The sequence below is a fragment of the Rugamonas sp. DEMB1 genome, from assembly GCF_029834475.1.
Taxonomy (GTDB): domain Bacteria; phylum Pseudomonadota; class Gammaproteobacteria; order Burkholderiales; family Burkholderiaceae_D; genus Rugamonas; species Rugamonas rubra.
The window spans coordinates 1,393,471-1,416,728 of record NZ_CP122407.1 but is presented as its reverse complement, the minus strand read 5'-3'; the positions used below and the strand labels follow the sequence as shown (position 1 = coordinate 1,416,728).

Annotated in this window: 19 protein-coding genes and 3 pseudogenes; 6 read left to right on the top strand and 16 right to left on the bottom strand. The window is 69.7% G+C overall.

The window, feature by feature from the left end; genetic code table 11:
* Positions 1-117: 117 nt before the first annotated feature.
* The 8 genes and pseudogenes from QC826_RS06560 to QC826_RS06525 all read right to left on the bottom strand — a co-directional run bounded on the left by QC826_RS06560 (position 118) and on the right by QC826_RS06525 (position 9,701).
* Positions 118-1,812, bottom strand: coding sequence for a FimV family protein (locus QC826_RS06560; protein WP_279764900.1), 1,695 nt, complete (start codon positions 1,810-1,812; stop codon positions 118-120).
* A gap of 326 nt (positions 1,813-2,138) precedes the next feature.
* Positions 2,139-3,266, bottom strand: a complete 1,128-nt coding sequence (gene asd, locus QC826_RS06555; RefSeq protein ID WP_279764899.1) for an aspartate-semialdehyde dehydrogenase — start codon at positions 3,264-3,266, stop codon at positions 2,139-2,141.
* A gap of 32 nt (positions 3,267-3,298) precedes the next feature.
* Positions 3,299-4,369: a 3-isopropylmalate dehydrogenase gene (gene leuB / locus QC826_RS06550; protein WP_279764898.1), complete on the bottom strand. Its 1,071-nt coding sequence runs from the start codon at positions 4,367-4,369 to the stop codon at positions 3,299-3,301.
* A 17-nt stretch (positions 4,370-4,386) separates the two neighbouring features.
* Entirely contained in the window at positions 4,387-5,034 is a 648-nt protein-coding gene (gene leuD, locus QC826_RS06545) for a 3-isopropylmalate dehydratase small subunit (protein ID WP_093387835.1), read from the bottom strand.
* A gap of 53 nt (positions 5,035-5,087) precedes the next feature.
* Positions 5,088-5,210 (bottom strand): entericidin A/B family lipoprotein, encoded by a 123-nt coding sequence (locus QC826_RS06540; protein ID WP_144258948.1) that lies wholly within the window; start codon positions 5,208-5,210, stop codon positions 5,088-5,090.
* A 97-nt stretch (positions 5,211-5,307) separates the two neighbouring features.
* Positions 5,308-6,711, bottom strand: a complete 1,404-nt coding sequence (gene leuC, locus QC826_RS06535) for a 3-isopropylmalate dehydratase large subunit (protein ID WP_279764897.1) — start codon at positions 6,709-6,711, stop codon at positions 5,308-5,310.
* Between the two features lie 283 nt (positions 6,712-6,994).
* Positions 6,995-8,874: pseudogene (locus QC826_RS06530) on the bottom strand (chemotaxis protein CheA).
* Positions 8,874-9,701: a protein phosphatase CheZ gene (locus QC826_RS06525; RefSeq protein ID WP_279764896.1), complete on the bottom strand. Its 828-nt coding sequence runs from the start codon at positions 9,699-9,701 to the stop codon at positions 8,874-8,876. The pseudogene QC826_RS06530 and the gene QC826_RS06525 overlap by 1 nt, the downstream one beginning before the upstream one ends.
* Before the next feature lie 473 nt (positions 9,702-10,174).
* Here QC826_RS06525 and QC826_RS06520 point away from each other — a divergent pair, with 473 nt between their 5' ends.
* From QC826_RS06520 to QC826_RS06495, 6 genes and pseudogenes are all read left to right on the top strand, one after another.
* The gene (locus QC826_RS06520; RefSeq protein ID WP_093387828.1) at positions 10,175-10,654 is read left to right on the top strand and encodes a universal stress protein; all 480 of its coding nucleotides are present in this window, start codon (positions 10,175-10,177) and stop codon (positions 10,652-10,654) included.
* A 109-nt stretch (positions 10,655-10,763) separates the two neighbouring features.
* A pseudogene (locus QC826_RS06515) lies at positions 10,764-11,402 on the top strand (response regulator); the annotation flags it as partial.
* A gap of 362 nt (positions 11,403-11,764) precedes the next feature.
* Entirely contained in the window at positions 11,765-12,565 is an 801-nt protein-coding gene (locus QC826_RS06510) for a Crp/Fnr family transcriptional regulator (RefSeq protein ID WP_093387825.1), read from the top strand.
* Positions 12,566-12,818: 253 nt separating this feature from the next.
* On the top strand, positions 12,819-13,007 hold the full coding sequence (gene hemP / locus QC826_RS06505; protein ID WP_279764895.1) for a hemin uptake protein HemP: 189 nt from the start codon (positions 12,819-12,821) through the stop codon (positions 13,005-13,007).
* A 69-nt stretch (positions 13,008-13,076) separates the two neighbouring features.
* Positions 13,077-13,409: a hypothetical protein gene (locus QC826_RS06500; RefSeq protein ID WP_093387822.1), complete on the top strand. Its 333-nt coding sequence runs from the start codon at positions 13,077-13,079 to the stop codon at positions 13,407-13,409.
* 9 nt (positions 13,410-13,418) lie between these two features.
* Entirely contained in the window at positions 13,419-14,714 is a 1,296-nt protein-coding gene (locus QC826_RS06495; RefSeq protein ID WP_279764893.1) for a DUF2325 domain-containing protein, read from the top strand.
* Between the two features lie 203 nt (positions 14,715-14,917).
* Here the strand turns inward: QC826_RS06495 and QC826_RS06490 are convergent.
* The 8 genes and pseudogenes from QC826_RS06490 to QC826_RS06455 form a co-directional block, all read right to left on the bottom strand.
* Positions 14,918-16,281, bottom strand: a pseudogene (locus tag QC826_RS06490) (sulfite reductase subunit alpha).
* Positions 16,278-17,384, bottom strand: coding sequence for an FAD:protein FMN transferase (locus QC826_RS06485; protein WP_279764892.1), 1,107 nt, complete (start codon positions 17,382-17,384; stop codon positions 16,278-16,280). The pseudogene QC826_RS06490 and the gene QC826_RS06485 overlap by 4 nt, the downstream one beginning before the upstream one ends.
* A gap of 14 nt (positions 17,385-17,398) precedes the next feature.
* Positions 17,399-18,223: a DUF4198 domain-containing protein gene (locus QC826_RS06480; protein ID WP_279764891.1), complete on the bottom strand. Its 825-nt coding sequence runs from the start codon at positions 18,221-18,223 to the stop codon at positions 17,399-17,401.
* 9 nt (positions 18,224-18,232) lie between these two features.
* Entirely contained in the window at positions 18,233-18,748 is a 516-nt protein-coding gene (locus QC826_RS06475) for a DUF2271 domain-containing protein (RefSeq protein WP_279764890.1), read from the bottom strand.
* A gap of 30 nt (positions 18,749-18,778) precedes the next feature.
* On the bottom strand, positions 18,779-19,426 hold the full coding sequence (locus tag QC826_RS06470) for a PepSY-associated TM helix domain-containing protein (protein WP_279764889.1): 648 nt from the start codon (positions 19,424-19,426) through the stop codon (positions 18,779-18,781).
* A 357-nt stretch (positions 19,427-19,783) separates the two neighbouring features.
* Positions 19,784-20,194 (bottom strand): KGG domain-containing protein, encoded by a 411-nt coding sequence (locus QC826_RS06465; RefSeq protein ID WP_279764888.1) that lies wholly within the window; start codon positions 20,192-20,194, stop codon positions 19,784-19,786.
* A gap of 206 nt (positions 20,195-20,400) precedes the next feature.
* Entirely contained in the window at positions 20,401-20,790 is a 390-nt protein-coding gene (locus QC826_RS06460; protein WP_279764887.1) for a response regulator, read from the bottom strand.
* Positions 20,791-20,807: 17 nt separating this feature from the next.
* Positions 20,808-23,111, bottom strand: a complete 2,304-nt coding sequence (locus QC826_RS06455) for a PAS domain-containing sensor histidine kinase (RefSeq protein ID WP_279764886.1) — start codon at positions 23,109-23,111, stop codon at positions 20,808-20,810.
* Positions 23,112-23,258: the final 147 nt, after the last annotated feature.

The following is a 23,258-nucleotide window of genomic DNA, read 5'->3' as shown; positions in this document are numbered from 1 at the left end:
CCAGCGCGACGGCCTGGGCCCATTCCTCGCCCTCGCCCCGGGTCAGCGCGTACAGCTCGCTGGCCTGGGTTTCGAAGGCGCGCGGGTCCTTGCGGGTGGCGTAGATTTCCAGCAGCTTCAGGCGCACGGCGCTGCGGTCGGGATGGCTGCGCAGGGCCTCCTTGAGGATCTCCTCGGCCTGGGCGTCGCGGCCGTAGGCGATGTAGACGTCGGCCTCGGCGACCGGGTCGACCTCGTTGGTGTCGAGCTGGCTGGCCGAGGGCGCGAAGTTCGAGTTGAACACGCTGTTGCTGGTGTCGACGTTCTCGCCACCGGCGGGGGCCACCGGCGGCGCGGCGGCCGGCGCCGGGTCGCCCAGCAGGCTGGGCTCGGCGGCGGCCTCGCCCTGCTGCTTGCGGCGGCGCGAGTAGACGATGGCGCCAAGGCCGGCCAGCAGCGCGGCGGCGGCCACGCCGATGGTGTTGAGGTTCTCCATGACGGTGTCGGCCAGGCTGGGCTCGAGCGAGCGCGGCGGCACGACCACGGTCTTGATCGGCGGCGGCTGCTTGGCCTCCGGCGTGGCCGGCGGATTGAGCTCGATGGTCGGCGTGGTGGCCTTGACCGAGGCGCCGGCCGAGGCGGAGGCCGGGCCTTCTCGGCGGCGGCCTTGCTCTTGACGGCCATCAGCTTCTCCAGGTCGCTGACGTTCTTCTCCAGCTCCTTGACGCGGGCGGCCGCCTCGGCCATCTGCTGTTCCTTGGCGATCTTGTCTTCCAGGCTGGCGCCGGCCTTGCCGCCGGCCGGCGGCGTCGCCTTCGACAGCTTGAGCTGGTCCTTGGCCTCGTTGGCGGCGGTGGCGCGCTCCTCGACCTTGGCGGTGATCTTGCCGCCGGCGCTCTTGGCCGGTTCGGCCTCCTTGGCCGGCGCGCTGGTGGCGACCTGGCCGGCCAGCTTGTTGCGGTAGGCGTTGAAGTCGGCGGCGTGGGCCACCACCACGCCGTGCGCCTCGCCGTCGGAGGCGGCGGCGGCGCGGATGGCGTCGGCGTCCGGCAGCGCCAGGATCTGGCCGGACTTCAGGCGGTTCATGTTCTTGCCCATGAAGGCCTCGGGGTTGGCGCGGTACAGGGCGACGAGCATCAGGTCGAGCGAGACGTCGACCGGCTTGAGCTGCCTGGCGATGCGGCCCAGGCTGTCGCCCGGTTTGACCTTGTAGCCGTCCTCGGCGGCCGGCGCGGCCGGGCGCGGCGCGCGCGCAGATCGGGCCGGGGCCGGGGCCGGGGGCGGCGCGGCGGCCGGCGACGGCGCGGCGGCGGGCGCGGGTGCGGCGGCCTGGGCGGCGGCGGGCGCGGCGTTGCGGTTGTTGGGCACGTCGACCGGCGCGGCCACCTGGGCCGACTGGGTGCTGCGCATCTCGGCCGGGTCGAGCAGGAAGGTGTATTCGCGCACCAGGCGGCCGCCGGTCCAGTTCAATTCCAGCAGCATGTCGACGAAGGGCTCGTTGACGGCCTGGCTGGAGCTGACGCGGATCAGCTGGCGGCCGTTGCGCTGTTCGACCTCGAAGCGCAGCGACAGCAGGGTCGGGTTGAAATCGATGTTGGCCTGGCGGAAGGCCTCGGCCGGCGCCAGCTTGGCCACCAGGCCGGCCGCCTCGTCGGGCGCGACGGCGGTCAGTTCGATCTCGGCGCGCAGCGGCTGGCCGAGGGCCGACAGCACCGTCAGCTTGCCGAGCCCGGCGGCGTTTGCTGCGGGAGACAGGAACACTGCGCAGGCGACGGCGCTGGCCAGTGTGTTCAACGCGAACGAAACGATGCGGGGACGGGTGGTTGCTGGCATAGTGGATGGCATAGTGGTTGTCAGAGGAAAAATGTTACTTTCCGGAGGTCCCAACATATCATCATGCACTAGACCATGCAAGCTTTGCGCGCGCTTTGTTCCCCTATGGCGGGGGATATGTAAGCCGTGTGTTGAATTTGGCCGGGATTTGACAAATATCCGGTCGGGCGGAGGCGGGGTTTGCCTATGGGGCGGGGGATGTTTCGCCGAGTCCGGGAGGCCGGAACGGCTGGGGCGGACTGTAGGGTCAGACCCTAGGGTCTGACCCTGTTTTGCCGCCGGCGGCACGCTGGCCACCGGCTTGCCTCGTTGCGGCTGCCCGGCGCCTAGCCTTCGAGCACGATGCGCAGCATGCGGCGCAGCGGTTCGGCGGCGCCCCACAGCAGCTGGTCGCCGACGGTGAAGGCCGACAGGTAGTCGTCACCCATGCTCATCTTGCGCAGGCGGCCGACCGGAATGGTCAGGCTGCCGGTGGCGGCGGCCGGCGACAGGTCGCGCACCGACGCTTCGCGCGTGTTCGGCACCACTTTGACCCACTGGTTGTTGGCGGCGATGATGTCGTGGATCTCGTCGATCGGCACGTCCTTCTTCAGCTTGATGGTCAGCGCCTGCGAGTGGCTGCGCATGGCGCCGATGCGCACGCACAGGCCGTCGACCGGGATCGCTTTGGAGCCGAAGTCGGCGCCCAGGCCGAGGATCTTGTTGGTCTCGGCGCCGCCCTTCCACTCTTCCTTCGATTGGCCGTTGCCCAGGTCCTTGTCGATCCACGGGATCAGGTTGCCGGCCAGCGGCGCGCCGAACTGCTTGGTCTCCTCGGCCGTCAAGCCGTGCTGCGTGGCCAGCACCTGGCGGTCGATCTCGAGGATCGCCGAGGCCGGGTTGTCGAGCAGGTGCTTGACCGAGCTGTTGATGGTGCCGAACTGGGTCAGCAGCTCGCGCATGTGCTGCGCGCCGCCGCCCGAGGCCGCCTGGTAGGTCATCGAGGTCATCCATTCGACCAGGTTGTGCTGGAACAGGCCGCCCAGGCCCATCAGCATGCACGAGACGGTGCAGTTGCCGCCGATGTAGTTCTTCACGCCCTTGCCCAGCGCGTCCTTGATGACGTGCAGGTTGACCGGGTCGAGCGCGATGACGGCGTCCTTCTCCATGCGCAGGGTCGAGGCGGCGTCGATCCAGTAGCCGTTCCAGCCGGCCGCGCGCAGTTGCGGGAACACCTCGCTGGTGTAGTCGCCGCCCTGGCAGGAGACGATGATCTCGCACTTCTTCAGCTCGGCTATGTCGCCCGCGCTCTTCAGCACGGTCTCGTTCTTGGCCATCGCCGGCGCGGCGCCGCCCGGGTTCGAGGTGGTGAAGAACACCGGTTCGATGTGGGCGAAATCGCCCTCTTCCTGCATGCGCTGCATCAGGACCGAACCGACCATGCCGCGCCAACCTACCAAGCCTACTAGTTTCATCGCAATTCCTTCAATATCGTTTAGTTAGTTTCTTACGCCAGCGCCTTGACCACCGCGTCGCCCATCTGTTCGGTGCCCACCTTGGTGGTGCCGGCCTCGTAGATGTCGCCGGTGCGCAGGCCCTGCGCCAGCACGGCCTTGACGGCGTTCTCGATGCGCTCGGCCTGTTCGGCGCGGTTCAGCGAGTAGCGCAGCATCATCGCGGCCGACAGGATCGTCGCCAGCGGATTGGCGATGCCCTTGCCGGCGATGTCGGGCGCCGAGCCGTGCGAGGGCTCGTACAGGCCCTTGTTGTTGGCGTCGAGCGAGGCGGACGGCAGCATGCCGATCGAGCCGGTCAGCATCGAGGCCTGGTCGGACAGGATGTCGCCGAACATGTTGCCGGTGACCAGCACGTCGAACTTCTTCGGCGCGCGCACCAGCTGCATCGCGGCGTTGTCGACGTACATGTGCTCGAGCGCCACGTCGGGGTATTCCTTGTGCACGTCGGTGACGATGTCGCGCCAGAACTGGAAGGTCTCGAGCACGTTGGCCTTGTCGACGCTGGTCAGGCGCTTGTCGCGCTTCTGCGCCGCCTGGAAGGCGACGTGGGCGATGCGGCGGATCTCGCCCTCGGCGTAGCGCATGGTGTCGAAGCCCTCGCGCTGGCCCTTGAAGGCGCCGTCCGGGCACTCGCGCACGCCGCGCGGCTGGCCGAAGTAGATGTCGCCGGTCAGCTCGCGGATGATCAGGATGTCCAGGCCGGAGACCACCTCGGGCTTGAGCGTCGAGGCGTTGGCCAGCTCGGGATACAGGATGGCCGGGCGCAGGTTGGCGAACAGGCCGAGCTGCTTGCGCAGGCCGAGGATGGCCTGCTCGGGGCGCAGCGCGCGTTCCAGCGTGTCGTACTGGTAGTCGCCGACGGCGCCGAACAGCACCGCGTCGGCCGCCTTGGCGAGCGCCAGCGTGCCTTCCGGCAGCGGGTGGCCGTGGGCGGCGTAGCCGGCGCCGCCGACGGCGGCGGTTTCCAGCTCGAAGGACTCGCCCAGCACGTTCAAGACCTTGACGGCCTGCGCGATGATTTCCGGGCCGATACCGTCGCCCGGGAGGATTGCAATTTTCATGTTGTTCGATCGAGTAATTAGATGACGTTGGCCAGCCAGGGCTGGGTGGCCAGATGACGCTCTTCGAAGCCGCGGATGGCGTCGGCGTGGCGCAGGGTCAGGCCGATATCGTCGAGTCCGTTCATCAGGCAATACTTGCGGAAGGCGTCGATCTCGAAGGGGTAGGAGACGCTGCCGTTGCTGGTGGAAATACGCTGCTGTTCAAGGTCGACCACCAGACGGTAACCGGGGAAGGCCTTGACTTCGTTGAACAGATGATCGATCTGCGCTTCTGGCAACACGATCGGCAGCAGGCCGCTCTTGTAGCAGTTGTTGAAGAAGATGTCGGCGAAAGACGGCGCGACGACGGCGCGGAAGCCGTACTGGTCGAGCGCCCAGGGGGCGTGCTCGCGCGAGGAGCCGCAGCCGAAGTTTTTGCGGGTCAGCAGGATCGAGGCGCCCTGGTAGCGCGCCTCGTTGAGCACGAAGTCCGGGTTGAGCGGGCGGCGGCTGTTGTCCTGGCCCGGTTCGCCGTGGTCGAGGTAGCGCCACTCGTCGAACAGGTTGGGGCCGAAGCCGGTGCGGTGGATCGACTTGAGGAACTGCTTCGGGATGATGGCGTCGGTGTCGACGTTGGCGCGGTCGAGCGGGGCCACCAGGCCTTCGTAGATGATAAATTTATCCATGATTCTCGTTCGGGTTGTGCGACGACGGACCGTCGGGCCCGCGGCGTCGCTGATTATTTTTTGCCGGCGCCTTCGACCACCTGGCCGACCTTTTGCACGTCCTTGCCGACCCCGGCGATGGTGTTGCAGCCGCTCAGGACCAGGGCGATGACGGACAGGGCGAATAGTTTTTTCATGATGGTGTGCTCTCGTTGGGACGGGTGGTTCGGCGCGCCGGCGGCGCGGCGGGGGCGCGCCCCCGCCTTGTTGCGGTCAAAAATGCGGTGCGGCGGCTCAGCGCAGCGCGCGCACGTCGACGAAGTGGCCGGCGATGCCCGCCGCCGCCGCCATCGCCGGCGACACCAGGTGGGTGCGGCCGCCCTGGCCCTGGCGGCCCTCGAAGTTGCGGTTCGAGGTCGAGGCGCAGCGCTCGCCCGGCTCGAGCCGGTCGGCGTTCATCGCCAGGCACATCGAGCAGCCCGGCTCGCGCCATTCGAAGCCGGCGTCCTTGAAGATGCGGTCCAGGCCCTCGCGCTCGGCCTGGTCCTTGACCAGGCCGGAGCCCGGCACCACCAGCGCCAGCCTGACGTTGGAGGCCCGGTGCTTGCCGCGCACCACCTCGGCGGCGGCGCGCACTTCGTCGATGCGCGAGTTGGTGCAGGAGCCGATGAAGACCTTGTCGATGCGGATGTCGGTGATCGGCGTGTTCGGCGCCAGCGCCATGTAGACCAGCGCCTTTTCCATGGCGTCGCGCTTGACGCTGTCCTTTTCCAGGTCGGGGTCGGGCACCCGGCCGTCGACCGGCACGACCATCTCGGGCGAGGTGCCCCAGGTGACCTGCGGCTTGATCTCGGCGGCGTTCAGGGTGACCACCAGGTCGAAGCGGGCGCCGGCGTCCGAGTGCAGCGTGCGCCAGTAGTCGACGGCGCGGTCCCAGTGCGGGCCGACCGGCGAGAAGGGGCGGCCCTTGACGTAGTTGATGGTGGTGTCGTCGACGGCGACCATGCCGGCGCGGGCGCCGGCCTCGATCGCCATGTTGCACACCGTCATGCGGCCCTCCATCGACAGGGCGCGGATGGTCGAGCCGCCGAACTCGATGGCGTAGCCGTTGCCGCCGGCGGTGCCGATCTTGCCGATCACGGCCAGCACGATGTCCTTCGCGGTGATGCCGGCCGGCAGCGCGCCGTCCACCTGCACCAGCATCGCCTTGGATTTTTTCGCCAGCAGGGTCTGGGTGGCCAGCACGTGCTCGACCTCCGAGGTGCCGATGCCGTGCGCCAGGCAGCCGAAGGCGCCGTGGGTCGAGGTGTGCGAGTCGCCGCAGACCACCGTCATGCCCGGCAGGGTGGCGCCCTGCTCCGGCCCGATGACGTGGACGATGCCCTGGCGCTTGTCGTTCATGTTGAAGTAGGTCAGGCCGTAGGCCTTGGCGTTGCTGTCGAGCGTTTCGACCTGCAGCCGCGAGACCGGGTCGGCGATGCCGTCGGCGCGGTCGGTGGTCGGCACGTTGTGGTCGGCCACGGCCAGGTTGGCCGAGACGCGCCAGGGCGCGCGGCCGGCGGCGCGCAGGCCGTCGAAGGCCTGCGGGCTGGTCACCTCGTGCACCAGGTGGCGGTCGATATAGAGGATGGTGGTGCCGTCTTCCTCGGCGCGCACCACGTGGGATTGCCAGAGTTTGTCGTAAAGCGTCTTCATCATGATATGTGCTTGCTGCTACAGCCTGTGTGAGTGGTCCACTTTGATTATGCCATATTTGTGCAATGCAAAACCAAGGCCGCGCCCCGGCCTCGTGAGCCGATACGGACTTGGGTAGTGATACACCTGGTATGACTCCTATGAAAAATTCGTCCAACTAAAGCCCGCCGCGCGGCCCCGCATCCACGCGGGCGCGGGCGCCGGCGGCGGGGTCCTGCCTACCGAAAAAACAAAAAAAATGCCTGCGGTGTACGCAGGCATTGGGGACTACTTTTCAGAGTGTCGGCTAGGCAGCCATGCGTACGTTGCCCCGACAGCCATCCATCAGGAACGATAGGCCCACCACCAGCACCAGTTCGCCCTCGGCCGAGCGCGCCGTGCCGGTGATGCCCTCGACGGCGATGGCGGTCATCGGCTTGATCACCAGGTCGGCGGTGCCGTCCACGGCCTCGACGGCGAGGATGTACGGTTGTGGCGCGGCGACAACAATGCCCACCTTCTCGCGGCAGCTCTCGTAGCCCAGCGAGGCGGCCAGCGAGCGCACCGGCAGCGGCCGGCCCTGGTCCTTGAGCACCGGCGCGCCGCCCACCTCGAGGAACACCTCGGGCAGTTCGACCACGCGTTGCACCACCGCCATCGGCAGGGCCAGCGCGGCGCCCGAGGTCGACACCAGCATGGTCGGCACGATCGACAGCTCGATCGGCAGGCGGATGGCGAACTTGGTGCCGAAGCCGAGCGCCGAGTCGATGTGGATGGCGCCGCGGTTCTTCTCCACCGCCGTCTTCACCACGTCCATGCCGACGCCGCGGCCGGACACGCTGGAGGCCACGTCCTTGGTCGAGAAGCCGGGCAGGAACACCAATTGGAAGCAGTCGTCGCTGGACAACTGGGCCGATTCGGTGATCAGCGCTTCTCCAGCGCCTTCTTGCGCAGGCGCATCGGGTCCATGCCCTTGCCGTCGTCCTGCAGCACGATCATCACGCTGTTGGCTTCCTGCCAGGCCTTCAGCGAGATGTAGGACTTGGTCGACTTGCCGGCGGCGATGCGCTCCTCGGGCGACTCGACGCCGTGGTCGAGGGCGTTGCGCAGCATGTGCACCAGCGGATCGTACAGGCTGTCGACGACGACGCGGTCGACCTCGGTCTCGGCGCCCTCGATGGTCAGCTCGACGTCCTTGCCCAGGTCCTTGGCCAGCTCGCGCACCAGGCGCGGGAACTTCTGGAACAGGCGGCCGACCGGCTGCATGCGCGTCGCCAGGGTGGCGCGCTGCAGTTCGGTGGAATAGCGCGAGGCGCGTTCCAGCGTCTCGGCCAGGGTCGCCATCAGCGTCGCCGCCTGGCCCTCGAACTTGAATTGCAGCAGGCGTTCGAGCAGCACGGCGGCCTGGTTGGCGGCCTGCACGGACTCGCCGGCCACCTCGAGCAGGGCGTCGAGCTTGACCGCGTCGACGCGGATGCTCTCCTCCTTGACGGGGGCGGCCTGGGGCCGGTGCTCCTCGCGTTTCTCGCCGTCGGCGCGGCGCGGCGCCACCGACGGCGCGATGGCGGCGGCGGCGGCGGTGGCGGCGGCCACGCCCTCGGCCAACGCCTCGGCCGACAGGCCGGAGGCGGCCGGCGCCGGCGCGGCTTGCGCCGGCGTGTGGGTGCCGGCCGGCGTCACCGCCATGTACATGCCTTCCCAGTCGAGCCCGTCGGCCGACGGCGCGCGCGGCGCCGCCGGGGCGGCGGCGGGCGCCGGCGCCGCTGCGGCGGCCGGGGCCGGCGCCGCCTTCGGCGCCGAGGCCTTGCCCTCGATGGCGTCGGTGAGGATCTGCTCGAGCGAGGCGGGCATGGCGGCCAGGCTGTCCGGCTCGGCGCCGTTGGACAGTTCGGCCAGCTGGTCGGCGACGAAGCCGGAGGCCTGCAGCGCCGCCTCGATGGCGATCGGGGTGACCGGCGCGGCGCCGGTGCGCAGCGCGTCGAACAGGTTCTCGGTCAGGTGGCAGGCGGCCACCATGGCCGGCAGGCTCATGAAGCCGGCGCCGCCCTTGATGGTGTGGAAGGAGCGGAACACCGCGTTCAGCGTTTCCTTGTTTTCCGGGTCGCGTTCGAGGCGCAGCAGGTGTTCCTCAACATTGACCGCGAGATCCATCGCCTCGACGACGAAATCCTTGAGCATATCATCCATTAGAATCCCAGATCGGCAAGAAGGTCATCGACATTGTCCTGGTTCAGCGCGACGGCGGGCGCGGACGGCCCGCTCATCAGACTGACCTCTTTTTGCGCGATCTTCTCGCGCACGGCCGGCGGCGCGTTGTCGCGCAGCAGCTCGGCCAGTTCGTGCTCGACCGTCTTGGTGATGGTCACCACCTTCTTGATCAGCTGGCCGGTGATGTCCTGGAAGTCCTGCGCCATCATGATCTCGAGCAGGCGCGCCTTCTCCGCCTCGGTGGCCTCGGTGACGGCCTGGGCGAAGGACTTCGAGTCGCCCGCCAGCTGCTTGAACTCGTCAAGGCTGAGCTTGCCGGCGAACAGCTCGCTCCAGCGGTTCTCCATCTCCTTGGATTTCTTCGACAACTGGTCCTGCGCCGGCATGCCGTCGTCGAGCGTGTTGAGCACCTTGTTGGCGGCCTGCTCGGTGAGCGAGGCGACGTATTCGAGGCGGTCCTGGGCGTCGACGATCTGCGACGAGGCCTCGGTCAGCGCCTTGTCGTAGCCGAGCTCGCGCAGCGAGTCGTGCAGCAGGCGGACGATGCCGCCCAGGCGTTCGAACATCGGCTTGTCGCCGGCGCCGTCGCCCTCGTCGGCGGGGGCGGCGGCGGCCGGGGCAGGGGCCGGGGCGGGAGCGGGGGTGGGGGCGGCCTCGGCCGGACGGGCGGCGGCGACTTCGTCGAACAGACTTTCCAGATCGTCCACTACGGGGGCGGCGGCGGGAGCGGCTGCGGGCGCTGCTGTCTTGCTTTGCGCAGACACTTCATCAAATAGTGCGTCGAAATCATCAGCGGCGTTGGTCATAATCCCTGCTTCTCCATAATTTGTAAAATTGCTGCCCTAAAACTAGCTACCATCCGGCGCCGCGTGCGGCCCCCGGAGTGATGACGCCCGGCAATAAAACGCGCTTACGCGAGTGTAGCAGGAGGCCGCCCGGTTGTTCAATCTCCAGGGCCGAAAAGCCGGCCGGCACACCCGCCCAAAGGGTTAAAAGCCAAGTTTACCGTTGTATTTGCAGATACTAACATCGCTTACCGCGTCAAAGCACGCGGCGGGACACAAAACCAGTGCTTCTGTGCAAATTAATCCGGGGAAAAGCACGCCCCGCGTGCCGGCTTGCGCGCGATCATCGACTTTATTGAGGAGTATCAAGTCTTTCCATACTTACAATAGTCTGGATCGGCGCTAAAATTAAGCCAGGCGCCGCCGCGGCGCAGGCGCAACGCCGGCCGCGCAAAGCACCACCACCACCACCACCACCAAGCCGGGGGCCAGCCATGTACCGCAAAATCCTCATCACCACCGACGGCTCGGCCGTCTCCAATAAAACGGCCTGCGCCGGCGTCGACTTCGCCGAGCAGATGGGCGCCGAGGTGCTGGCCCTGTTCGTCGCGCCCGAGTACCAGTACCCGATCTATGTCGAAATCATCCCGCCCAGCTACCCCAGCGAGGAGGAATACCGCGCCGCCATGCAGCGCGCCGGCCAGGGCCACCTGCAGGCCATCGTCGAGGCGGCCGAACGGCGCGGCCTGCGCTGCGCCGGCGCCACCGCCTTCGCCGAAAGCGTGGCGCTGAAGATCGTCGAGGTGGCGGCCGAGCGGCACTGCGACCTGATCTTCATGGGCTCGCACGGGCGCAGCGGCTGGGGCCAGTTGTTGCTCGGCAGCGTCACCAACAAGGTCTTGTCGCACTCCAAGATCCCGGTGCTGGTGCACCGCCTGATCAAAGAACCACAAGGGCATGAAAATGCGACATGATTAACGGAAAAGCAAAAAATCCGCCGTTTTAGAGTAGTATTCCGGGGATTGCTTTTCCCACTAGCCACGCCCGCCGCCAGGCGGGCCTCTTTTTCCCGACAGCCACAATATGATCCGAATCGTCATAGCCGATGACCACACCATCATGCGCGAAGGCCTCAAGCGCATCCTCGACGGGGCGCCGGACATCGACATCGTCGGCGAGGCGATCGACGGCTTCGAGGTGCTGACCCAGGTGCGCCAGGGCGGCTTCGACCTGCTGCTGCTCGACCTGTCGATGCCCGGCCGCAGCGGCGTCGACCTGATCCGCCAGATCCGCGGCGAGGCGCCCAAGCTGGCCATCCTGATCCTCACCATGCACGAGGAGGAGCAGTACGCCGTGCGCGCCATCCGCGCCGGCGCCCAGGGCTACCTGACCAAGGAGAGCGCCGGCACCCAGCTGGTCGGGGCGATCCGCAAGGTCGCCTCGGGGCGGCCCTACATCAGCACCGAGGTGGCCGAGCAGCTGGCGCTGAACATCATGATGCCCAACGAAAGCTTGCTCCACAAGCAACTTTCAGACCGCGAATTCGAGGTGTTTTCATTGTTGGTGGCCGGCAAGTCGATCACCGAGATCGCCAACAGCCTGCACCTGAGCGTCAAGACGGTGAGCACGCACAAGACCCGGATCATGCAAAAGATGGGCATGAACTCGCTGTCGGAGATGGTGCAGTATGCCGTCGCGCACCGTCTGTTGTCCCCCTTCAAGAACCTAGCCGCGCCTCCCCCCGGCGCGCCGCCGTTAGGACGAATCCTACAAGGCCGCGCCGCGTCCTACGCCCATATTCAGCGCCTGCTGATATCAATCCCCCCCCCTAGTTGGCATACTGAAACCAGCCGATGCAAGTTGCAACGGGTCACGCCGGCCGGCGCGTCCCGTTCAGCCCGTCACCGGGCGCCGTCCTTGCCCGGGCGCTGCCGTGCGATCCGCCGCTTGCGGCAGCCGCAGCCGGGCCGTACCCCCTTCGCCGCAATGAAACCCGACTTACCTGTCACCAGGAGATCAACATGCTGTCTACGCAAACGCCTGAAATCCGCTCCAACGCAACGACGGCCCTGCAGTCCTCGTCGATGGAAGCCGGCCGCCAGCGTCAGGGCCGGCTCTGGTCGAACCTCAAGGAGGTGTGCGACCTGCTGCACATCCCCGCCGCCTGTTCGATCACCGCCGAGGAACTGCTGTTCCAACACGTGCAGTTCAAGACCGGCCAGCGCATCCACACCATCGGCCAGCCCTTCGACACGCTGTACATCGTCAACTCGGGCTTCCTCAAGACGGTGTTGATCGACGAGTTCGGCAACGAGCAGGTGCTCAGCTTCCCGATGAAGGGCGACATGCTCGGCGTCGACGGCATCCACACGCGGCACTACTCGTCGGAGGCGGTGGCGCTGTCGGACTGCGACCTGATCCTGCTGCCGTTCAAGAAGCTGACGGCGCTGGGCCGCATCCACCTGGAGCTGGAGAACATGATGTACGGCGTGATGAGCCGCGAGCTGGTGCGCGAGCAGGCCATGATCGGCATGCTCGGCGCCCTCAGCGCCGAGGCCCGCGTGGCCCGCTTCCTGGTCTCGCTGGCCGAGCGCTTCTCGCAGATGGGCTATTCGAGCAAGCTGTTCAACCTGCGCATGACGCGCCACGAGATCGGCAGCTACCTGGGGCTGACCCTGGAGACGGTCAGCCGCACCTTGTCGGCCTTCAACGAGATCGGCCTGATCAGCGTCGACCAGCGCACCATCGGCATCAAGGACGCCGACGCCCTGAAAACCCTGCGCCGCCTGCCGCCATCGCGCGCGCGCGCCAAACAATTGGCGGCGGCCAAGAACAAATCCGCCGCCGAGCAAGCGGCCACGCTGCCGCTGCTGGCCGCGATCTGAGCGGCGGCGGCGCCCCAAACCCCGGCGCCCCATTCCCCTCCGCCCACCCCGCACAGCCCCCGCCCAGCCGCGCAATCCCCCGCAAGACCCAGCTTGGCCCGGCGTCCGCGTCGGGTCTTTTTTTGTCCCGCCTCCCCCGTCCCGCCCAGCCTCCCCGCCGCCGCGCCCGCGACGCAAATAAGACTTGCATTTCCCGCCATCTTCACCAATAATGCAAATGCGAATCATTCTTATTTATGGAGCCCACCACGTGATGCACACCCACCCAAACCCCGTGCGGTCCGACGCGTCCAGCGCCCCGCAAAGCGAGGCCGTGCAGGCCGCGCCGCGCATCAACAGCAGCGCCCTGATGCAGGGCCAGCGGGAGCTGGAGATCGAGCACGGCGGCAAGATCTACCGCCTGCGCGTGACCCAGTTGAACAAGCTGATCCTCACCGCCTGAGCGGTTCCGCCAGCCCCCCTTCCCCACGCCAGCCCGCCGCCAGCCCAACACCCCAACCAGGAGCGTTTGATGGCCATAGACCGTAGCAATCCGATTTTCCTCGCCCCCAGGGATGGCGGGCCGCGTCCGGAGCTGATGCTGTCGGCGGTGCTGCACCTGATGTCGCACTACACCGCCAGCGCCGCCGAACAGGGCGCCTGCGTCAAGCTGGCCTCGGTGATCGAGCGCCACCTGAAGGCGCTGGCCGGCCTGCCCGAGCTGGCGCCGGTGCTGCGCGCCACCTGCCAGCAACTGTCCGAGCAGTGGGCCGGCGTGGTCGAGAGCACCCTGCCCGACACCGACAAGGGCAACTTCCTGGCCCGCATCATCGGCCGCGGCCGTGGTGCCGGGCCGGCGCAGTGAGGGCCGGCCATGTGCGATAAACACGACAATAAGCACGACGATAAACACGACAATAAGCACGACAATAAGCACGACGGGAGGCACGCCCATCAGCACGACGGGAAGCGCGCCGGGCCAGCCGGCGCGCCGCGCGCCGCCCCGCTGGTCCACAACGTCGCCAGCGCCCTCGAGCCGGCGCTGGCCTCGCGCCGGCGCCGCCTGTGGGAGCTGGGCCACGCCTGCCACTGCCCGCTGGTCGGCGTCGGCCTGCCGCTGGGCGTGCTGCGCAAGCTGGTCGACAAGGTCAGCGGCGGCAAGGTGTTGGCCGACGACTACGAGGTGCACGTTGGCGCGGTGACCGAGTGCGGCAGCCGCAACCGTCTGTCCGAGGCGCTGCAAAAGGAGCTGGAACGGCGCTACGCGGCGGTGCTGCTGCGCTATCGCGGCGCGCGCGACAGCGCCCAGCTGGCCGCGCTGTGGCGCGCCGCCGTGGAAGCGGGCGACGTCGCCGGCGCCTTCTGGGCCGGCCTCAGCCATCCGCGCTGCGGCGCCGAGCTGGAGGAGCAGATGTGCCGCGACCTGCACATGGTGCAGCACCAGGCCGGCGCCTGCGTGCGCGCCGACCTGGGCAAGTTCCAGGCCACCCTGGCCGAGAACCGCGAGCTGCAGCACCAGCTCGACAAGGCGCGCCTGCGCGCCGCCGCCCTGCTGGCCGAGAAGACCGCCCAGGCCGGGCTGCACGCCACCCAGCAGATGCAGCTGCGCGCCCACCTGGTCGGCCGGGACAGCATGATCGACTCGCTGCGCGCCGAGCTGGCCGAGCTGCGCGGCGCGATTCCCGGGCTGGAGTCGCGCGCCCGCCTGGCCGAGCGGCTGCAGCAGATGGAGCAGCGCGAGCGCGCGCTGCGCGAGCAGATCACCGAGCTGAGGCTGGCGGCGCGCGCCGAGCCGGCGGCGCGCCCGGCGGCGCCGGCGCCGGCCGCCGTGGCGCCGGCCGAGCAGGTGGTGCGCATGCCGCTGCGCCTGCGCGACCAGAGCGTGCTGTGCGTGGGCGGGCGCAGCGGCAACGTGGCGACCTACCGCGAGCTCATCGAGCGCGGCGGCGCCCAGTTCGCCCACCACGACGGCGGCCTGGAGGACAACGCCAACCAGCTCGACGCCAGCCTGGCGGCGGCCGACCTGGTGATCTGCCAGACCGGCTGCATCAGCCACAGCGCCTACTGGCGCGTCAAGGACCACTGCAAGCGCAACGGCAAGCGCTGCGTGTTCATCGACAACCCAAGCATCTCCAGCCTGGCGCGCGGCCTCGAGACGGCCACCGAATAGGCCGCCGTCCGCCGCTCCGCGCGGACGACAAAAAAGCCCCGGTCGCGCAAGCGGCCGGGGCTTTTTGGGGTCAGGACAGCAGGCGCTTAGAACGGGGAGTTGCCGGTGACGCAGAAAGTGCGCGGTGTCGGATCGGCGTAAATAGTTGTCAATTATTTGCAACAGCCATACAGGTGGATACGCGGAATTTGTCGTTGTTGCAATTAGTACACATCGCGCCGGTAGCGCCCGGCGGCCGCCAGCGCGTCCAGCGCGGCGCCGCCCAGCTGCTCGCGCAGGACGCGGTCGACGCCGGCGGCCATGCCGTCCAGGCTGCCGCAAACGTACAGCGCGGCGCCGCGCGCCACCCACTCGCGCAGCGCGGCGCCCTGCTCGGCCAGGCGGTCCTGCACGTAGCGGCGCTGCGGCTGGTCGCGCGAGTAGACCAGGTCGAGGCGCTCGAGCAGGCCGGTCCCGCGCCAGCCGGCCAGCTCGGCGGCGTAGTGGGCGTCGAAGGCGGCGTTGCGCTCGCCGAACAGCAACCAGACGCGGCCCCGGCCGGCCAGGGCGCGGGCGCGCAGGTGGCCGCGCAGGCCGGCGATGCCGCTGCCGTTGCCGATCAGGATCAGCGGCAGCTCGGCGTTGTCCTCCAGGCGGAAGCGGCGGTGCGGCCGCAGGCGCAGCGGCAGCACCTCGCCCGCCGCCGCCTGCAGGCACAGCCAGCCGGAGGCCAGGCCGGCCGTGCCGTCCGGGTGGCGCAGCAGGCGCACCAGCAGGTGCACGCGGCCGTCGGCCGGCACCGAGGCGATCGAGTATTCGCGCGGCCGCTCCGGCTCGGCCGGCGCGGCCACCTGCACCAGGTCCCCGACTGCCAGTCCGGCAGCGCGCCCGACTGCGGCTCCAGCTCCAGATGGTAGAGCGGCGCGCCGGCGCTGCCCGGGTTGAGCAGGCGCCGCTCGGCCAGGCGCCAGCCGGCGAAGGCAGGCGCGCCCCAGTCGGGCGCGTCGCTGGTGCCGGCCAGGTGGCTCAGTTGCTGGCGCCATTGGACGATGGCGGCCTCGGCGCTGCGGTCGACCTCGATGCGCGGGAACAGCGCCCGGGCGCCCTGCCCGGCCAGCCAGCGGTCGAGCGCGCGGCCGAAGCCGCAGTAGTGCTTGTAGGCGCGGTCGCCCAGCGCCAGCACGGCGTAGTGCAACTGGCCCAGCGCCAGCTCGCCGCCCAGCAGGCGCTGGGCGAAGGCGGCGCCGGCGTCGGGCGCGTCGCCCTCGCCGTAGGTGCTGACCAGGAACAGCGCGCGCTCGGCGCCCTGCAGCTCGGCCGCCGTCAGTTCGGACAACTCGCACAGGCGGGCGGCGATGCCGGCCAGCGCCAGCGTGGCGTGGGTTTGGCGCGCCAGCTGCTCGGCGTTGCCGGTCTGGCTGGCGTAGGCCACCAGCCAGGCCGGACTCCGGCCGGCCTGGGCGCGCGCCAGGAGAGCGGCCCGGCGTTTGCGCCGCTGGCGCAGGTAGGGCAGCAGGCAGGCCAGGGCGTAGGCCAGGGCCAGGCCGGCCAGCAGCAGCAGCCGGGTCGGATCGTTGGTGAAGTTCATGCGAGCATCTGTTGGAAGGCCGCGCTCAAGCGTTCGGCGTAGCCGTCCGGCGTGCGCAGCACGAAGCGGGCGGCCAGGCCGAGCCGGTCGGCCAGCGCCAGGCCGGCCTCGGGGCCGAGCACGGTGAGCGCGGTGGACCAGGCGTCGGCGGCCATGCACTGGGCATGCACCACCGTCACCGAGGCCAATTGGTTGGCGATCGGCATGCCGGTGCGCGGATCGATGGTGTGGGAATAGCGTTGCGGCCGGGTGTGTGCGGGCGACGACGAATCGGCCGCGTCGGCCGCGTCGGCGTTGAAGTAGCGGCGGTAGTCGCCCGAGGTGGCCACGGCCAGGCCGTGCAGCGCCAGCACCAGCTCGCCACCGGCGGACGCGGTCGCTCCGGGTTGTTCCAGCGCCACCCACCAGGGCTGGCCGTCCGGCTTGACACCGGCGCCGCGCAGCTCGCCGCCGACCTCGACCAGGTAGTGGCGGATGCCCTGCGCCTCCAGATACTCGGCCAGGCGGTCGACGCCGTAGCCCTTGGCGACGGCCGACAAGTCGAGCAGCACGCCGCCCGGCTGGCGCGCGCGCCGGCCGGCATGGTCGAGTTCGACCCTGGCCTGGCGGCGCCGCTCCAGCAGCCGCGCCACCTGGGCGGCGTCCGGCGGCGCGAAGCCGGGCCGCTCGAAACCGCCGGCGGGGCCGAAGCCCCACAGGTTGACCATGGCGCCGGCGCAGGGGTCGTAGGCGTCGCCCGTGTCGCGGGCGACGCGCATGGCGAAGGCCAGCACGGTGAAGAACTCCTCGGGCAGGCGCCGCCAGCTGCCGGCCTCGGCCAGGTTGAAGCGGCCCAGGTCGGAGTCGCTTTCCCAGTGGCTCATTTGCGCCACCACCTGGTCGAGCTGGCCCTGCAGGCCCTGTTGCAAACGCGGCGGCAAGGTGGCGGCGCGGCCGTGGTCGACCAGCCGCACCGACCAGCCGGTGCCCATGCTGACACCGGCGAAGTCGCGGATGGCGCCGTGCGCCGGCGCCGGCTGCTCGGCGATGTGCGCCGGCAGCAGCACGCGGCGTTCGCCCGGCCCCGCCAACAACGCCGACGCCACCGCCGGCCCGCCCGCCATGCCCGCCGCGTCCACTATTGCGGCAGCACTTCGACGGTGGCCGCGTAGGTCACGCGGCGCGCCGGCGCCACCGGCGGCGTGCCGGCGGCGGCCGGGGCGGCCAGCGGCCAGCTGCTGCTGACCATGTACATGCCGGCGGCCGGCAACTCGAAACTGATCTCGCCCTTGGCGTCGGTGCTCTGGCGGATCTCGCCCAGCGTGCCGCGGTGGCGCACGCCGCCGGGGATCAGGCTGAAGGCCTGGTTGGCCGCCGGCTTGCCGTCGAGCAGGAAGCGCCAAGTGGCGCGCTCGCCGCTGCGCATGTCGTTGGGGTGGGTGACGGGCACCAGCTCGAGGCCGACGCCGCTCGGTTTGAACACCGCCTCGTTCGGCGCGCCGGTCGAGACGAAGGTTTCCAGGCGGCTGTAGTTGCGCGTCAGCTTGACGTCGGTGGCGTCGGCCGGCACGTCCTTGGCCAGGCTTTCCTCGCTGCCACGGAAGCGCTTCATGTCGCCGGCCTTGTCCTTGTAGCTGCCGAACACGCCCTGCGACACCAGGCTGATCTTGTAGGTGCCCGGCTTGGCCAGGCGCAGGTCGAAGGTGCTGCGCAGCTTGCCGGTGCTGGCGTTGTCGAGGGCGACGCGGGCGCCGTCCGGGCCGGTGGCGACGATGCCGTCGAGCTTGAGCGGCTGGTGGTCGATGTCGAACAGGCGCTCGGAGATGGCGGCGTCGACGGTGACCCAGGCCTCCTTGGCGTCGACCTGGGTCGACGACGGCAGCAGCCACGGACGGTGCGCCTGGGCGTTCAGGGCCAGGCCGGCCAGGGCCAGCGCCAACAACGGTTTATTCAGTTTTTTCATGATCCGGCCTTAAGGCTTGAGTTGAACTACGACGGCGCCCAGTTCTTCCTTGCCCTTGGCGGCCAGGCTCTGTGCGGTTTTCGGCGGCCACTGCAGCGGCACCTTGACGGTCTCGCGGCCACCGGCCTCGCGCGCCGCCTCAACGACCAGCTGGTACTGGCCGGCCGGCAGCTTGTCGAGCGCGGCCTTGGCGACGGGGAAGCTCAGCGTGTACTCGCCCGGCGCCTTGGTCGCGCCGGAGACGCCGTCGAGCGGCATCTCGACGTCGCGGCCGCTCTTGCGCCACCACTGGCGCATGTCCTTGAGCCACTTGGTGCCGGCGTTGTCCTTCTTCTTGACGTCGTACAGCACGGCCAGGTTGGCCACCACCTTCTGGTCGGCGTTCTCCAGCCAGGCGGCCAGGTAGGGCCGGTGGTACTCGGCCACGTTCAGTTGCGGGACTTCGAGCTTGAGGGCCAGATCGGCCGCCATGGCCGAGGCGCTGATCAGCGGCATGCTGAGCGCGATGGAGTAGCGTAATTTCATGGGGTGCCTGTCAAAAGAGGAATGGAAAAATCAATGGATGAACAACAGCGCGATCGCACACGGAACCAGGATGCCCAGGCCGACCATCGGCCAGGTGAACGGCCGGTTGGCGGCGTGGAACTTCAAGATCAGCAGGCCGGTCAGGCAGAACAGCAGGCAGGTGCCGGCGAAGATGTCGATGAACCAGTTCCAGGCCGGGCCGGTGTTGCGGCCCTTGTGGACGTCGTTGAGCCAGGAGATCCAGCCACGGTCGGTGTTCTCGTACTCGGCGGCGCCGTCCGGCAGGGCGATGCGCACCCAGGCGTCGCCGCCGGCCTTGGCCAGCGGCAGGTAGACCTCGTCGGCCGACCACTCGGCCGGGCGGCCGCCGGCCTTCAGCGACCAGGTGTCGCGCAGCCACTGCTCGGCGGCGGCCGGCAGCGCGGCGCGTTCGCCGTCGTGCGCGGCGGCGTAGGCCGCCAGGCTGGCCGCCAGCGGCGCCGGCAGGCCGGCCTGCTGGCGCGTCACGCTGGGCTTGGCCTCGATCTGCGCGGCGTGGTTCAGGGTGATGCCGGTGACGCTGAACAGCAGCATGCCGAGCAGGCATAGCGCCGAGCTGATCCAATGCCACTGGTGCAGGTTCTTCAGCCAGACGGCGCGGCTGGCGTTGCGGGCTGGCGCGGCTTGTGGTGCGCTCAAGGGAGGTGCCCTTTGGTGACGGGTAAGGCGAGTGGAAACGGCGGCGGCCGGCGGGCCGGCGGCGCGATCAATGACAAATGATAATGATTATCATTTGCGAAGTCAATCGGGAATCCCTCATTGACACAATTCAATACAAATCCCCCGGGCCGTCGGTCCGGACCGCTCGGCACCAAGCGGCCACGCAAAAAAGGGAAGGCGCGGCGTTTGCCGCGACTTCCCTTCTTCTTGCCACGCCGCGCCGAGCGACGGATCAGGCGAACTCAGCCTAACCAACGGTCAACACGAACCCGGCATGGACCCGGCGCCGGACGGCGAACGGACTCGAGTTTTCAAGCCCGCGCCGTCGGAACGGACTCAGGTTTTCGACCCCGAACCGCCGGAACGGCTACCGCCCTGGCCGCCGGTTTGGCCGCCGGTTTGGCCACTGCGTTGCTTGTCTTCCTCTTCGCGCTCGCGCGCGCTGCCTTGGTTGCCGGCCGTGCCGCCCGCGCGCGAGGCGCCGCCGGGGGTGCTGCTCTGGCTGCTGCCCTGGTCGTTCTTGTGGCTCATGCTGCCGGCCCGGCGTGCCTCCTCCGAGGTGAACTCGTGGGCCGTGCCCTTTTCATGGGCGGCGCGGCCGCCCTCGCTGGCGATCTCGCGTTGCTGTTCCGGGTCCATCGAAGCGAAACCGCGTTTGCTGGTGTCGCTTTGTTTGCTGCCTTGGTCGCTGCCCTGTTTGCCGCCTTGATCGCTACCTTGTTTACCGCCTTGGTTGGATGAAGCCATGATCTTTCTCCTGATGTGTAGTCGTTGGAAAAATACTGCCCATGCCACCGCCCACCTGCCGCGCATTGCGGCGCGGACTGACGAGCAGGAGGAGCAGTCATGGTAGTTCAATCACCGGCAACACAATATAGGACGTTGGTAGGCAGGCGTGTAGGAGCAGTCCGGGGGACGGTGGCCGGCGGTGGCCATTGTTGACAGCTTGTCGCTTACCCGGCGCCCTCCAGCGCCAGCTGCAACTCGCCGAACTCGTAGGGCTTGCGCAGGAAGACGGCGGGGAAGCCGAGGCCCTCGAGCGACTCCAGGCCGTAGCCGCTGGCGAACACGACGCGGGTGGCCGGGCTGCGCCGCAGCAACTGGCGCGCCAGGCCGATGCCGGACATGCCGGGCAGGCTGACGTCGGTGAACAGCACGTCGATCTCGCGCCCGGCCAGCCAGGCCCAGGCCGCCTCGGCGTCGGCGGCGGCGCTGACCGTGTGGCCCAACTGCTCGAGCACCTCGCACACCATCTGGCGGGAGTCGGCGTTGTCCTCGACCACCAGCACGCGCAGCGGCCGGCGGGCGGGCGCGGGGGCGGCGGCCACGGCGGTGGCGGCCACGGCGCGCACTACGCCGACTACGCTCGCGGCGGTGGCGTCGGCCGGCGCGGACGCCCCGGCCGGCCCACTCGGCTTGGCCGGTTCGGCCTGCTCAGCCGGCTCTGCCCGCCCGGCCTGCTTGGGCTGCTCCGCCGGCCCGGCCGGCAACACCGGCGCGGCGGCCATCGCGCCGGCGCGCAGGGCCAACTCGGCGCGCCGGCCGGCCAGCATCTGCCCCACCTTGCGCGCCAGGTTGCCTCGCGCCGGTAGGGCTTGCTCAACAACTCCAGGCCGGCGTCGAGCCGGCCGCCGTGCACGATGCCGCCCTGCGGATAGCCGGAGGTGAACAGCACGGCGATGTCGGGCAGCACGCTGCGCGCCAGCCGCGCCAGCTCGGGGCTGCGCAGGGCGCCCGGCATGACCACGTCGGTGAACAGCAGCTCGACGCGGGCGCCGGCCTGCAGCAACAGCCAGGCCTGGTCGCCGCTGCCGGCCTGCAGCACGCGGTAGCCCAGCGCGACGAGCATGTCGACCACGGTGGCGCGCAAGGCGGCGTCGTCCTCGACCACCAGCACCGTCTCGCTGCCGCCGGCCACCGGCTCGGCCGCCGCCGCCGCCAAGCGCGGCGCCGCCTGCTCCGAACGCGGCAGGTAGATGCGCACGCGGCTGCCGCGGCCGGGCCGGCTGTCGAGCTTGATGTGGCCGTGGCTCTGCTTGACGAAGCCGTAGGCCATCGACAGGCCCAGGCCGCTGCCCTCGCCCAGCGGCTTGGTGGTGAAGAAGGGTTCGAAGGCGCGCCGCATCACCTCGGCCGACATGCCGCAGCCGGTGTCGCTGACGGTCAGGCGGACGTACTGGCCGGGCGGCAGCTCGGGCAGCTGGCCGACGAAGGAGGCGTCGAGCTCGACGTTGGCCAGGCGCACGCGCAGCCGGCCGCTGCCGCCCATGGCGTCGCGCGCGTTGATGGCCAGGTTGAGGATCACGCTCTCCATCTGGCCCGGGTCGACCAGGGTGTTCCACAGGCCCGGGGCGAGGCGCCACTCCAGCGCCACCGCCTCGCCCAGGGCGCGGCGCAGCAGGCCCTCCATGTCGACGGCCAGGCGGCCCAGGTCGACCACCTGCGGACGCAGCGGCTGGCGGCGGGCGAAGGCCAGCAACTGCGACGACAGTTTGGCGCCGCGCTCGACGGCGCCGATGGCCGTCTCCAGCCGCTGCGCCGAGCGCGGGTCGGCGCCGTCCTGCTGCAGCAGTTGCAGGTTGCCGTAGATGATCTGCAGCACGTTGTTGAAGTCGTGCGCCACGCCGCCGGTCAGCTGGCCCACCGCCTCCATCTTCTGCGCCTGGCGCAGCAGCTCCTCGGCCTTGTTGCGCTCGGCCACCTCGCGCGCCACGCGCAGCTCCAGCGTGCCGCTCAGCTCGCGCCAGGCCTGCTCGATGCGGCGCCGCTCGCTGATGTCGGTCTTGACGGCGATCAGCGCCAGCGGCCGGCCCTGCTCGTCGTCGAGCCGGCTGATGCTGCTCGAGATCCACACCCACGACTGGTCCGGCCTGCGGTAGCGCTTCTCCAGCGTGAACGGCTCGCCGCGCTCGACCAGGCGGGCCAGCAGCACGCGGTTGCCGGCGCGCTCGTCGGGATGGATCAGGTCGTCCATGTTCAGAGCGAGCAGCTGCTCGGCGCCGCGCCCCAGCATGCGGCACAGCGCCTCGTTGACGCGGCGGTAGTTGCCGTCCAGGTCGAGCTCGGCCATGCCGACGGCGGCCTGGCCGAAGATCGCCGCCAGCCGGTCCTCGCTGGCGCGCAGCGCCTGCTCCATCTGCTTGCGCTCGGTGACGTCGAAGCACACGCCGACATAGCGCCGGCTGCCCGGCGTGGCGCCCGGCAGCACCTCGCCCTGCCGCGCCAGCCAGCGCAGCGCGCCGTCGTCGGCCCGGCGCACGCGGTACTCGGCGTATTCGAGCGGATTGTCGACGCGCTCGAGCTTGTACTGGCCGACCTGGCCGCGGTCGCGCTCGTCGACCAGGCCGAGCAACAGCTCGGCGGTCACCTCCTGCTCGTCGGCCAGGCCCCACAGCCGGCGGTAGGTGGCCGACACCAGCAGCTTGCCGCTGTCGGGGAACCACTCGAAGCTGCCGACGCCGCCGGCCTGCTGGGCCATGCGCAGGCGCTCCTCGGCGGCGGCGCGGCGGCGCAGCTCGGCGTCGGCGGCCGGCGGCGGCGCCGGCGGCACGATCGCCGGCGCCGCCACGGCCGGCGCGGCCGCGCGCGCCTCCGCCTCCGCCTGCGCGGGCGCGGCGGGCGGCGGCGGCACGGCGGCCGGCGGTACGTTGGGAGGAGCTGTCACAAATCGGTCTTCGCTACGGTCGCACATGGGGGCGGCCGGCACCTGTTGCCGGCGGGCCGGGTCGGGCCGACGGGCGCCTTGGCCGGCCCGTCGACATGTGCAACCATGCTACCAGCTTTTGCGGCTTTGGCAGCGCATGGTTGACGC

Bases quoted from the DNA above. Each gene is read 5' to 3' on its own strand.
- QC826_RS06480 (WP_279764891.1), bottom strand. From the start codon at position 18,223: ATGAAAAAACTGAATAAACCGTTGTTGGCGCTGGCCCTGGCCGGCCTG.
- leuB (WP_279764898.1), bottom strand. From the start codon at position 4,369: ATGAAAATTGCAATCCTCCCGGGCGACGGTATCGGCCCGGAAATCATC.
- leuD (WP_093387835.1), bottom strand. From the start codon at position 5,034: ATGGATAAATTTATCATCTACGAAGGCCTGGTGGCCCCGCTCGACCGC.
- asd (WP_279764899.1), bottom strand. From the start codon at position 3,266: ATGAAACTAGTAGGCTTGGTAGGTTGGCGCGGCATGGTCGGTTCGGTC.
- QC826_RS06495 (WP_279764893.1), top strand. From the start codon at position 13,419: ATGTGCGATAAACACGACAATAAGCACGACGATAAACACGACAATAAG.
- QC826_RS06560 (WP_279764900.1), bottom strand. From the start codon at position 1,812: ATGCCAGCAACCACCCGTCCCCGCATCGTTTCGTTCGCGTTGAACACA.
- hemP (WP_279764895.1), top strand. From the start codon at position 12,819: ATGCACACCCACCCAAACCCCGTGCGGTCCGACGCGTCCAGCGCCCCG.
- QC826_RS06520 (WP_093387828.1), top strand. From the start codon at position 10,175: ATGTACCGCAAAATCCTCATCACCACCGACGGCTCGGCCGTCTCCAAT.
- QC826_RS06525 (WP_279764896.1), bottom strand. From the start codon at position 9,701: ATGACCAACGCCGCTGATGATTTCGACGCACTATTTGATGAAGTGTCT.
- QC826_RS06500 (WP_093387822.1), top strand. From the start codon at position 13,077: ATGGCCATAGACCGTAGCAATCCGATTTTCCTCGCCCCCAGGGATGGC.
- leuC (WP_279764897.1), bottom strand. From the start codon at position 6,711: ATGATGAAGACGCTTTACGACAAACTCTGGCAATCCCACGTGGTGCGC.
- QC826_RS06475 (WP_279764890.1), bottom strand. From the start codon at position 18,748: ATGAAATTACGCTACTCCATCGCGCTCAGCATGCCGCTGATCAGCGCC.
- QC826_RS06485 (WP_279764892.1), bottom strand. From the start codon at position 17,384: ATGGCGGGCGGGCCGGCGGTGGCGTCGGCGTTGTTGGCGGGGCCGGGC.
- QC826_RS06540 (WP_144258948.1), bottom strand. From the start codon at position 5,210: ATGAAAAAACTATTCGCCCTGTCCGTCATCGCCCTGGTCCTGAGCGGC.
- QC826_RS06465 (WP_279764888.1), bottom strand. From the start codon at position 20,194: ATGGCTTCATCCAACCAAGGCGGTAAACAAGGTAGCGATCAAGGCGGC.
- QC826_RS06510 (WP_093387825.1), top strand. From the start codon at position 11,765: ATGGAAGCCGGCCGCCAGCGTCAGGGCCGGCTCTGGTCGAACCTCAAG.